Source organism: Streptomyces sp. NPDC034111, assembly GCF_055575375.1.
Genome location: NZ_JBVIST010000003.1, coordinates 147158 through 158219, shown reverse-complemented (window position 1 = coordinate 158219; position 11062 = coordinate 147158). Strand labels below are relative to the sequence as shown.

The 11062-nt window shown below is 71.1% G+C and carries 11 protein-coding genes; 6 read left to right on the top strand and 5 right to left on the bottom strand.

The features are described from left to right. From ACZ55A_RS10110 to ACZ55A_RS10100, 3 genes are all read right to left on the bottom strand, one after another. Complete coding sequence (locus ACZ55A_RS10110) at window positions 1-477, bottom strand: succinate dehydrogenase hydrophobic membrane anchor subunit (protein WP_468836953.1); 477 nt, start codon at window positions 475-477, stop codon at window positions 1-3. Window positions 478-483: 6 nt separating this feature from the next. Further along, a complete protein-coding gene (sdhC, locus tag ACZ55A_RS10105; RefSeq protein WP_451444259.1) occupies window positions 484-864 on the bottom strand; it encodes a succinate dehydrogenase, cytochrome b556 subunit in 381 nt (126 codons plus the stop codon). Window positions 865-1091: 227 nt separating this feature from the next. Then, on the bottom strand, window positions 1092-1727 hold the full coding sequence (locus tag ACZ55A_RS10100; protein ID WP_468836950.1) for a 2-oxo-4-hydroxy-4-carboxy-5-ureidoimidazoline decarboxylase: 636 nt from the start codon (window positions 1725-1727) through the stop codon (window positions 1092-1094). 313 nt (window positions 1728-2040) lie between these two features. Here ACZ55A_RS10100 and ACZ55A_RS10095 point away from each other — a divergent pair, with 313 nt between their 5' ends. From ACZ55A_RS10095 to ACZ55A_RS10085, 3 genes are all read left to right on the top strand, one after another. Beyond that, window positions 2041-3684 carry a beta-N-acetylhexosaminidase gene (locus ACZ55A_RS10095; RefSeq protein ID WP_468836947.1) on the top strand — a complete coding sequence of 548 codons (1644 nt, stop codon included), beginning with the start codon at window positions 2041-2043 and terminating at the stop codon, window positions 3682-3684. A gap of 665 nt (window positions 3685-4349) precedes the next feature. Then, entirely contained in the window at window positions 4350-5114 is a 765-nt protein-coding gene (locus tag ACZ55A_RS10090) for an RNA polymerase sigma factor (RefSeq protein ID WP_468837914.1), read from the top strand. Next, on the top strand, window positions 5114-6130 hold the full coding sequence (locus tag ACZ55A_RS10085) for a hypothetical protein (protein WP_468836945.1): 1017 nt from the start codon (window positions 5114-5116) through the stop codon (window positions 6128-6130). The genes ACZ55A_RS10090 and ACZ55A_RS10085 overlap by 1 nt, the downstream gene beginning before the upstream one ends. A gap of 376 nt (window positions 6131-6506) precedes the next feature. On the opposite strand, the gene ACZ55A_RS10080 is transcribed toward ACZ55A_RS10085, so the two are convergent. Beyond that, the gene (locus tag ACZ55A_RS10080) at window positions 6507-7376 is read right to left on the bottom strand and encodes a L,D-transpeptidase family protein (RefSeq protein WP_468836943.1); all 870 of its coding nucleotides are present in this window, start codon (window positions 7374-7376) and stop codon (window positions 6507-6509) included. A 139-nt stretch (window positions 7377-7515) separates the two neighbouring features. Between ACZ55A_RS10080 and ACZ55A_RS10075 the strand changes: the two genes are divergently transcribed. Both ACZ55A_RS10075 and ACZ55A_RS10070 read left to right on the top strand, forming a co-directional pair. Then, window positions 7516-9114 carry an acyl-CoA mutase large subunit family protein gene (locus ACZ55A_RS10075; RefSeq protein ID WP_468836940.1) on the top strand — a complete coding sequence of 533 codons (1599 nt, stop codon included), beginning with the start codon at window positions 7516-7518 and terminating at the stop codon, window positions 9112-9114. A 118-nt stretch (window positions 9115-9232) separates the two neighbouring features. Further along, window positions 9233-9445 (top strand): hypothetical protein, encoded by a 213-nt coding sequence (locus ACZ55A_RS10070; RefSeq protein WP_384425488.1) that lies wholly within the window; start codon window positions 9233-9235, stop codon window positions 9443-9445. Window positions 9446-9670: 225 nt separating this feature from the next. On the opposite strand, the gene ACZ55A_RS10065 is transcribed toward ACZ55A_RS10070, so the two are convergent. Then, window positions 9671-10372, bottom strand: a complete 702-nt coding sequence (locus ACZ55A_RS10065; RefSeq protein ID WP_468836937.1) for a FadR/GntR family transcriptional regulator — start codon at window positions 10370-10372, stop codon at window positions 9671-9673. A 132-nt stretch (window positions 10373-10504) separates the two neighbouring features. Here ACZ55A_RS10065 and ACZ55A_RS10060 point away from each other — a divergent pair, with 132 nt between their 5' ends. After that, on the top strand, window positions 10505-11038 hold the full coding sequence (locus ACZ55A_RS10060; RefSeq protein WP_468836934.1) for a gluconokinase: 534 nt from the start codon (window positions 10505-10507) through the stop codon (window positions 11036-11038). The last annotated feature ends 24 nt before the right edge of the window (window positions 11039-11062 follow it).

Genomic DNA, 11062 nt, shown 5'->3' with positions numbered 1-11062 from the left:
TCAGGAGATGTTCGGGTCGAAGGTGAAGATCACCAGCGTGCCCAGAAGGACGGTGAACACCGTCGCGGTGTACAGCAGCATCTTCAGCCAGAAGCGGGTGTTGTCCCGCTGCGCGTAGTCGTTGATGACGGTGCGCAGGCCGTTGGCGCCGTGCAGCATGGCCAGCCACAGCATCAGCAGGTCCCAGACCTGCCAGAACGGCGAGGCCCAGCGGCCGGCCACGAACGCGAAGCCGATCTTGGAGACGCCGCCGTCGAGGACGAGCTGGATCAGCAGGTGGCCCAGGACCAGGACGACCAGGACGATGCCGGACAGCCGCATGAACAGCCAGGCCTGCATCTCGAAGTTGCCGCGCGAGGCGCTTCCGGTCTTCTTGGTGCGCTTGCGCGGCGGCTCGATGACCGGAGCCGGGTTGTCCACGTCGTAGAGCGAGGCGTCGGTCGCGGCGGCACCTGCGGAGGTGGTTTCAGCGGACATCTTGCGTCAGCTCCCGAACAGCGTGCGCAGGGTGTGCTGCAACACGGGGTAGAAGGCACCGGCCATCAGCACGACCCAGACGCCGACAACGGTCCACAGCATCTGCTTCTGGTACTTCGGGCCCTTGGACCAGAAGTCCACGGCGACGACCCGGAGGCCGTTGAGCGCGTGGAAGAGGATGGCGGCCACCAGGCCGTACTCCATCACGTTGACGATGGGCGTCTTGTAGGTCGCAACGACGTCGTCGTAGGCCTCGGGGGAGACACGTACGAGAGCGGTGTCGAGGACGTGTACGAACAGGAAGAAGAAGATGAGGACGCCGGTGACTCGATGAGCCACCCAGGACCACATGCCTTCCCGGCCGCGGTACAGCGTTCCAGCCGGCACGGAAGAACCCTCCGGGAGCGGGGACTAGGGCCGCGCCGGCTTCTCTGTCGGTCGGGCCCGGCCGGGTACGGTCCTCCGGCCGCTCGTCATCGTATCGACGAGCTGTCGGTTCCTCGCGCGGGGGTCCTTAGGTGTGATCAAACAGGCACCAACGGGCTATCACACAAGGACGAAGCGGCCCTTTGCGGCGCCAAGCCTGTCATTCCCGCCACCGGGCGGACGAGGACTCATGCCCCCGGCGCGGTGAGCCGGGCCAGTCGGCCGCGGGCCAGCCGGCGCAGTTCGTCCGCGGTGACCGCCCGTTCCTCCTCCGGTTCGTTGCCCAGCCGGGTGCGGATGGCGGACAGCACCTGGTCGAGGAGTTCGTTCTCGCGGTAGCCGTCCAGGCAGATGACGAAGGCATGGCGGAAGCGGCGCTCGTACTCGGTGTGCGCGGCGCGCAGCGCGGTATGGGCGGCGAGGGTGGCCGGGCCGCGGGCGCCGACCAGCGGCGGCGGGGAGAGCGATTCCCCGGCCAGCGCCTCGTCCAGCTCACCGGCCGTGAGGTCGTAACAGGCCTCGTCACAGGCGGCGAGCAGGGCCTCGGCGTCGGGGTACGGACGGTGGGCGGCGACCCGCTCCGCCCAGCGGCGGCTGCCGCAGCAGCCGAGGAGCGCGGCCAGTACCTCGTCCCGGCCCAGCGCGTTGAAGCGGTCCAGGCCCAGGCCTTCGGGGCGTGGCCGGCGCGGGGTGGCGCCGGGGACCTGCGGGGGTATGCCGCACCACGGGGACTGCGGAGGGTGCAGCGTCGTCGGCCTGGCGGCCGGGGTGTCGCCGGACAGCGGTGGCTCCTCGGACGGATACGACGGATACGAACGGATCACTTCGACGGGTGCGGGACGGGCGGCTGACGGAAGCTGGGGAGAGCGGACCGGAGCCGGGCCGCGTGTGAAACAGCGACGGGTCTGGCAGTGGCGCGTGCGGCACGACGGCCCGGCGGTATCCGGCGGTTCCAGGAAGACCCTGAGAAACCCTGCGGAAGGGGTGACGAACAGCGACGCCACGCTAACGACGCCTGTTGACCGCTGTCCGAAGGATGCACGAATTTCACCCGTATGGGAGAGCTTCCGTGCTTCGGTGGACGACCCGCCCCGCACACCTGGCAATGCCTTCGCCCCGAAAAGTGAGGATTGCACGATGTCGAACCCGATGCGGCCGCGCGCCGCGCTCCCGGCCGCCGCGCTGGCCGGCGCGCTGCTGCTCGCCGGCTGCTCCGATGCGGCGGACACCGAGCCGCCCGGCAGCACCAGTGCCAAGGTGAACCCCTCGCCCGAAACCACCCCGACCTGGGCGCCGGTGACCGGAACACCCCAGGTCATCCCCGCCGTACGCGACTTCCGCCGGGCCGAGGGGCGCGGCTGGCGCCCGTCCAAGGGAGCCCGCGTGGTGGTACCGGCCGGCGCGAAGAGCAATGTCGCCGACGAGGCACAGCTGATGGCCAAGGATCTGGGCGGCCTGCCCGTCGTCTACGGAGACCGGACCGTACGGCCCGGCGACATCGAGGTGAAGCTCACGGGCAAGAGCACCGCCGACAACGTCCCGGCCAAGGGGACCGCCGACGAGGCCTACACCCTCACCGCACGCGGCACCCGGCTCACTCTGACGGCCCCCACCGACGCCGGAATCTTCTACGGCACCCGCACCGTCAAACAGGCCGTCCACGCCGCCGGCGGACTCCCCGAGGGCACCATCGAGGACCGGCCGGACCGCCCGCAGCGCGGAATGTCCCTGGACAACGCCCGCAAGCCGTTCACCCAGGACTGGATCGAGGCCCGCCTGCGCGAGCTCGCCGACCTCAAGCTCAACCAGTTCCAGCTGCACTTCTCCGACGACCAGGGCTTCCGCATCCAGAGCGACACCCACCCCGAGGTGGTCTCCGCCGACCACCTCACCAAGGCCCAGGTCCGCGAGATCGTCAAGCTGGCGCGGAGCCTGCACATCTCCGTCATCCCGGAGCTGGACTCACCCGGCCACCTGGGCAAGGTGCTGGAAAGCCATCAGGATCTCCAGCTGCACCGCGCCTCGGGCACCGTGGTCCCCGGGGCGATCGACATCTCCAACCCCAAGGCGGCGCCGCTGATCGACTCGCTGCTGACCGAGATGAGCGAGCTGTTCACCAACCCCAAGGGCGCGCCCGCCTACTGGCACCTGGGCGGCGACGAGTACCAGGCGCTGCTGTCGTCCACGCCGGCAACGACGTATCCGCAGCTCACCCGGGCCGCACGGCAGAAGTACGGACCCAACGGGACCATCGAGGACCTGGCGACCGGCTGGCTCAACGACCGGCAGAAGACCGTCGAGGCACATGGCAAGAACCGGATCGAGGCCTGGAACGACGGATTCTTCTCCAGCGCGGCGGTGAGCGCCGACAAGAACCGGATGGTCGACTACTGGACCGGCAAGGAGATCGGCAAGCGCGACCCCGCGGCGTTCCTGCGCGAGGGCCGCAACGTCATGAACTTCAACGACGAGTTCCTCTACTACGTCCTCGGCGAGCCCAACCAGTTCTTCTACCCGACCGGTCAGCGGATCTACGAGACCTGGACGCCGCGGGTGCTCCGCCACACCCAGCCGGTATCGGTGCCGGCGAGCATGACCGGACCGGACCGGATCCCCGGGGCGCGCTTCGCGATCTGGTGCGACCGGTCCCAGGCACAGACCCCGCAGCAGGTGGCCGCCGGTATCCGGCTGCCGCTGGCGGCGCTGGCGCAGAAGACCTGGGACCCGCGGACGCCCGCGCTGTCCTGGACGGAGTTCAAGGCGCTGGCCAACCGGGTGTGAGAGCCGCCCCGGTGAGAAACGGGCGCGGGAAGCGAGGACGGCCGGGGCCGCCACCCACCGACTCGACGGGGGGTGGTGAGTTCGGCATCAGGCTCCGTGACGGCCTGAACCCGCGAGGACGGCCGGGGCCGCCACCCCCCACAGGAGAGGCCCCGGCCGTCGTTCGCGAAGGGGCCTGACGGCCCCCTACTCGTTACAGCGCCGGACGGCCCGAAAGCGTCACACGCGGTGCGGGCCGGGGTACGGCCAGTGGTCTGGACGCGGGCCCGGCCAGGCCCGTAACGTGCGGTTCCGCGCCGAAAGGCGCACCGGCCGCGCCGTCAGGGCGGCCAGAAAGAAGCCGTCCTTGCCGGGAGTTCCAGATGGGTTCGTACGCACACTCCACCGGTGCGTCGGCCGCCTGGTGCTGCCGCGGTGCCGGCCGTGCTCGCGCGGGCGGTGGCGCCATCCCGGCTTCGGACCGTGTGGGTGCACGGGTTACGGTCAGCAGGAACAACTGGGTTACCGGGAGTTCCCGGTGTGCCCAGGTCGGCGGTGGTGGCCGATAGCCGGCACGACTCCGCGACGGCAGGGCCGGCGACAGCGCCGGGTGAGGCAACAAAGCAGCAAGGACCGGGCGGCGGACATTCCACGTGCGACAGGATGGACCCGTGCGAGGGGACGACATTCAGCCGGACGACCGTCGGCTGACGGTGGCCGTGCAGGCGGCGCAGGACGGCGACGAGGCAGCGTTCCGTACCGTCTATCGCGCCGTACATCCCCGACTTCTGGGGTATGTACGGACGTTGGTGAGCGAAGCGGACGTTGAGGACGTCACCTCCGAGGCCTGGCTACAGATAACCCGCGACCTCGCACGCTTCAGCGGCGACGCCGACCGCTTCCGCGGCTGGGCCGCCCGTATTGCCCGCAACCGCGCGCTCGACCACATCCGGATGCGCGGCCGGCGCCCGGTGATCGGCGGCGACGAGAGCGAACTGGCCGACACCCCCAGTACCTCCGACACCGTCGGCGAAGCCATGGAAGCCCTCGGCACCGGCCGCACCATGCGGCTGATAGCCCGGCTGCCCCAGGACCAGGCCGAGGCCGTCGTCCTGCGGGTGGTGGTCGGACTCGACGCCAAGAGCACCGCGGAGGTGCTGGGCAAGCGGCCCGGCGCGGTGCGCACCGCCGCGCACCGCGGACTGCGCCGGCTCGCGGAGCTGATCGGCGAGCGTCCGGACGGCGCCATGGAGGAGGACCCGGGGGGCGGTGACGGCCCCGCCGACGCGGCGGAAGATGCCCCCTCCGGCCGGACCGCGCAGGCTCCGCGCAAAGGCGGAGGAACGGTGAGCGGAGTACCCATTCAGGACCGAAGGCGCCGCAACGGCGTGGCGGATTCGTACGTACCAGGTGTGACGGAAACGGCCGCACGAACGCAGAAGGACATGTGATGGCCGACGACCGGTACAACTGGCTCGACAAGGACGCCGCGGAGCAATTGCTGCGCGGTGAACCGGTCGGCGCCTGGCACGGCGACGGTGCACGCGAACTCGAACAGCTGCTGAAGGCCGCCGCCGCGGTAGGCGCCGGCGCGCCCGCGAACACCCCGCTGCCCGGCGAGGAGGCCGCCGTCGCCGCGTTCCAGCGGGCGACCCGCGAGGGCCTCGGCGCCCGGTCGGGGGCCCGTGCCGCCGGCGGTGCGCCGACGGCCGTCCGCACCGGCTCCGCCGAACGCACCCGGGTCGCCCGCCCCTTCCGGCGCGGCTTCGCGGTCGCCCTCGCCGCCTGTGCCATCGGCGGCGTCGCCGTCGCGGCCGGCACCGGTGTCCTGCCGACCCCCTTCCGGGACAGCGGCGACCCCGAACCGGCCGCCACCGTCTCCGCCGGCGAAACCCCGGGGACGCTCGACACCCGGGAGCCCGGCGCCCAGACGGACGGCACGACGGGCCGGACCCCCGACGCCACACCGGGCGGGCGGAGCACCGACCCCGGCGGGACCCCGGCCCCCGGCACCAGCCCGGGCGCGAGCCACGGCCGTGGCACACCCGGCACCGGCACCGGACACGACGACCGGCCCGGCGGCGACGGCAAGGACGACCAGGACGGCCGCGACAGCAAGAAGAAACTTTTGCTCAGCCTCTGCCGGAGCTATGAATCCGGCAAACGGGACGGCATGGACCGCGACGGCCTGCGACGTCTCGAAAGCAAGGCCGGCGGCCCGGACAAGGTGCACTCCTTCTGCCGCGCGTACCTGGCGCGCTACCAGGACGGTGGCGGCGACTCGGGTGACAACGATGGCTTCGGCGGCGGCCTGGGCGGCGGCTCCGGCGAAGAGGACGACGAGGACCACCCCTCCCCGTCACCCTCCACCACCCCCGACCCCGCCTCCTCCACCCCGGCCCCCGCCCCCTCGGGAGCCACCACCGACCCCGGAGCCGGCGCACCCAGCGAGACCGGCACCCCGTAGGTGTGACGTTTTTCGGCCCCGTGACGCAGTACTGAATGAAGCCGACTGGTCATCGGCTGCGCGAGGAGCCGGGGTTCCCCCCGTACCCACGGCTCAGCGCACATGGCGCGGGCGGGGCACGTTCCCCCGGCCCTGCCCGCGCCCCATCTCCTTCTTCGCGCCTCCCGCGCAGGGCGTGGCTGCCCTAGGGCCTGTCGTTTGGATCAGGCCGGGCTCGCGGGGTCTGGCACGCACATCTGCGGCGTTGTCGTCACTCTCCCCCACGCCTGAACGGCGCGGGGGGACCCCCATCGCTCCGCGTCGACTCCCTCCTCCGCCTTGCAGCTGCACGCACCAGACCCCGCTCCCTGATCCGGCCTGATCCAAACGACAGGCCCTAGTGGTAAACCACTACCTTCGTCCCCCGCTTCACCTCGTCGAAGAGGGCCGCGATCTTCGCCTTGTCCCGTACGTTGACGCAGCCGTGCGAGGCGCCGGTGTAGCCGCGGGCCGCGAAGTCCGCCGAGTAGTGGACCGCCTGGCCGCCGCTGAAGAACATCGCGTACGGCATGGCCGTGTGGTACAGCGTCGAGACATGGCGGCGGCTCTTGAACGTGATGGCGAAGGTGCCCTCGCGGGTCGGGGTGTACTGGGAGCCGAAACGGACGTCCATCGCCGAGACGATCTGCCCGTCGACGAACCAGGCAAGGGTGTTGCTCCGCTTGCTGATGCAGATCACCCGGCCCGTCAGACAGCGCCGATCCGGTGTGTCGACCGGCCTGGCCGTGGCCGGGTGGAGATCCGTCCGCGACGGCCGGTGGGTGCGGGACCGCAGCGCGCGCCAGAGCGCCGGCTGCACGGTCCCCGTACGCGGCAGGCCCTGCTGCTTCTGGAAGGCGCGGACCGCGGCGGCGGTGCGGGAGGCGTAGTAGCCCGTCGGGGAGTGGTCGAAGAGACCCAGCTGGGTGAGCCGCGCCTGGAGTTCGCGGACCTGCGCGCCGCGTGAGCCGAAGGCCATCACCGGCCGGGAGGCCGGGCGCGCGCTGCGGTGCGGGCGCGCGGGGGTGGGGTGTTCGGCCGCGGCGGGCGGTGGTGTGTGACGGCCCAGGGGCGGGGGAGCGGGCGTGGTGGGGGCGTACCAGGCGCCCTTGCTGTCCGGCTGCCCGGCCTTGGTGACCGTCACCGGACGGCAGCCCACCGCGAGCGCCGCCACCACCAGCAGCACGGCCATCGCCGGCGCCGTCCCTCTTCCGCTGCTCCGCTTCATGCGCTAACCCCCGGATCTCGGCGGCCCTACCGGCCACCGGTGATGCTTCCCAGCGCTGCGGCGTGGCGAACCTGCGGGCATGCTGAGAGCAAGGCATAAATCCGGATATCGGTGGTCACCCAACGGGAGGCGTACGTCCATGGCGCAGGAAGCGGGCAGGGTCCGGCACAGCGAGAGCGATCTGCCGATCGAGCCCGTCTACGGACCGGAGGCGCTGGACGGCTGGGACGCGGGGAGCCGGCTGGGCGCGCCCGGCGGCTACCCCTTCACCCGGGGCGTCTATCCGTCGATGTACACCGGGCGGCCCTGGACGATGCGCCAGTACGCGGGCTTCGGCACCGCCCGGGAGTCCAACGCCCGCTACCGGCAGCTGATCGCCCACGGCACGACGGGGCTGTCCGTCGCCTTCGACCTGCCGACGCAGATGGGCCACGACTCCGACACCCCGATCGCCTCCGGCGAGGTCGGCAAGGTCGGGGTGGCCATCGACTCCGTCGAGGACATGCGGGTGCTCTTCGGCGGCATCCCGCTGGACAAGGTGTCCACCTCGATGACGATCAACGCCCCGGCGGCCCTGCTGCTGCTCCTCTACCAACTGGTGGGGGAGGAGCAGGGGGTGACGGCGGACCGGCTGAACGGCACGATCCAGAACGACGTGCTCAAGGAGTACATCGCACGCGGGACCTATATCTTCCCGCCGCAGCCCTCGCTCCGGCTGACCGCCGACATCTTCCAGTACTGCCGCACCGAGATCCCCCGCTGGAACACCATCTCGATCTCCGGCTACCACATGGCGGAGGCCGGTGCCTCGCCCGCGCAGGAGATCGCCTTCACCCTCGCCAACGGCATCGAGTACGTCCGTACCGCGCTCGCGGCCGGAATGGACGTGGACGACTTCGCGCCGCGGCTCTCGTTCTTCTTCGTCTCGCGTACGACCCTGCTCGAAGAGGTCGCCAAGTTCCGTGCCGCGCGCAGGATCTGGGCCCGCGTCATGCGGGAGGACTTCGGGGCGCGGAACCCCAAGTCGCAGATGCTGCGGTTCCACACGCAGACGGCCGGGGTGCAGCTCACCGCCCAGCAGCCGGAGGTGAACCTCGCCCGGGTCACCGTCCAGGGACTGGCCGCGGTGCTCGGCGGCACCCAGTCGCTGCACACCAACTCCTTCGACGAGGCCATCGCACTGCCCACCGACAAGTCGGCCCGCCTCGCACTGCGCACCCAGCAAGTACTCGCCTACGAGACCGATGTGACCGCCACCGTCGACCCGTTCGCCGGCTCCTACGCCGTGGAGTCGATGACGGACGACGTGGAGGAGGCGGCCGTCGCCCTGATGCAGCGGGTCGAGGAGATGGGCGGAGCCGTCGCCGCCATCGAACGGGGCTTCCAGAAGGACGAGATCGAGCGCAACGCCTACCGCATCGCACAGGAGACGGATACCGGCGAGCGCGTGGTGGTCGGCGTCAACCGCTTCCAGCTCGACGAGGAGGAACCGTACGAACCGCTGCGCGTCGACCCAGCGATCGAGGCCCAGCAGGCCGAACGCCTGGCGGCCCTACGGTCCCACCGCAGCGGCCGCGACGTGACGGCGGCCCTCGACGACCTGCGCAAGGCCGCCGAGGGAACCGACAATGTGCTCCACCCGATGCACGAGGCGCTGCGCGCGCGGGCGACGGTGGGCGAGGTGTGCGATGCGTTGCGGGGGGTGTGGGGCACGTATGCGCCTGCGGCGCGGTTCTGACCACGTTTTCGGCTGTCCCGCCGTGGTGGTTTCTCGCGGTTGCGGCTGCCGTTGCGTCTGCGTCTGCCTGCGCCTGCCGCGGGCGCCGGGTGTCTGAGGTCTGGGGGAGACTGTTGGGATGTCGTCACCCCGCCGCGCGTGCCCCGTCTGCACCCGAGAGATCGCCGTTGTCGGCGGCCGTTTCGCCCGTCACGATCCTCCGGGGCGCCGTACGGGGCTGGAGCTGATCTCCTGCCCCGGATCGCGGAAGATCGCTCCGCTCATGGCTCCGGCGGAGCGGCTGTTTGATCCTGAGGAGCCGCCGTTTCCTGGCCAGCAGCCGTTGTTTTAGCCGCCGCACGTTGTTGGCCGTCCCGCCGTGCGTGTTCTCGCCGTGGCGCCTGCGGCGGGCGTGGGTTTGTCGGGTGCGGTGACGGGCCTCCGGGGCCTTGTTTGTGGACTGCTTCGCTTTACGTCCACAAACAAGGCCCCTCCGGCCCGTCCCCTCCCGTGGGTGGGTGGAAGAAGGCCGGTGGGGTGCCCGTCAGTGGGCGGGTGCGTGCTTGTGGGTCCAGTGTTACGGCGCGAGGACATCCAGTTCGGCCATCGCCCCCGTCGTGATTTCCCGTGTCAGTCGTTCCGCGCGGGTCGCGTCGCCCGTGCGTACTGCTTCGGCCACTTGGACGTGGAGGGTGACGGCGGCGGGGTCGGGGTCGGTGAACATCACGTGGTGTTGGGTGCGGCCGGTGAGGACGGCGGCGACCACGTCGGCGAGGCGGGCGAACATCTCGTTGCCGGAGGCGGTCAGTACCACGCGGTGGAAGGCGACATCGTGCACGAGGTACGCGTCGAGCTGCTGGCCGCGTGAGGTGGCGACCATGCCCATGGCGTGTTCGGTGAGTTCGGCGCACTGGGCGGGTGTGGCGTGCTGGGCGGCGAGGCCGGCGGCGACCGGTTCGACGGCCGAGCGCAGCACGGTGAGAGAGCGCAGCTGCCGGGCGCGGTCCCGGCCGGTCAGGCGCCAGCCGATCACCCGGGGGTCGTAGACGTTCCACTCCTCGGGGGGCCGGACCGTCACCCCCACCCGGCGTCGGGACGCGACCAGCTGCATGGATTCCAGTACCCGGATCGCCTCGCGGATGACCGTGCGCGAGACGTCGAAGCGCCGCTCCAGCTCGTCCGTGCGCAGGATCGTGCCCGGAGGGTAGTCCCCTGCGGTGATCGCGGGTCCGAGGGACTCCAGCACGCGGGCGTGCAGTCCCTTCCCCTCGTTTTCCATGGGGCAAGCCTACGTTCCTGCGGCTTGGGCAATTAAGTATGACGTTTTCGTCACGGGGTCTTGAATACGTCGTACCTAATGGGTTTCAGTGGGCTCCGCACGGGGTCAATGAGGACAGCGAGGTAGCGCGGGATGAGTACGCCCGAGGGCATATCGGACGTCATCGTCGTGATGGGTGTGGCCGGTACCGGGAAGACCACCATCGGCCCGCTGGTCGCCGCGGGACTGGGCGTTCCGTACGCCGAGGGTGACGACTTCCATCCGCCGGCCAACATCGCCAAGATGTCGGCCGGTATCCCGCTCGACGATGACGACCGCGGCCCCTGGCTGGACGCGATCGGTGCCTGGGCGCACGGCCGGAACGGACGTGGCGGGGTGGTCAGCAGCTCCGCGCTCAAGCGCGCCTACCGCGACCGGCTGCGGGCCGCCGCCCCTGGTCTCGTCTTTCTGCACCTCACCGGAGACCGCGCGCTGATCGAGGCGCGGATGGCCGGGCGCACGGGCCACTTCATGCCGGCCGCGCTGCTGGACTCCCAGTTCGCCACCCTCGAACCGCTCGGGCGGGACGAGGCGGGTGTCGTCGTGGATGTGGCCGGTACCGCGCGGGAGATCGCTGGGCGTGCGGTGGACGCACTGCGCGCGCCGGCCGCACCCACCCCCGGATAGACCCCGGGCTCCCAACCCCCCACG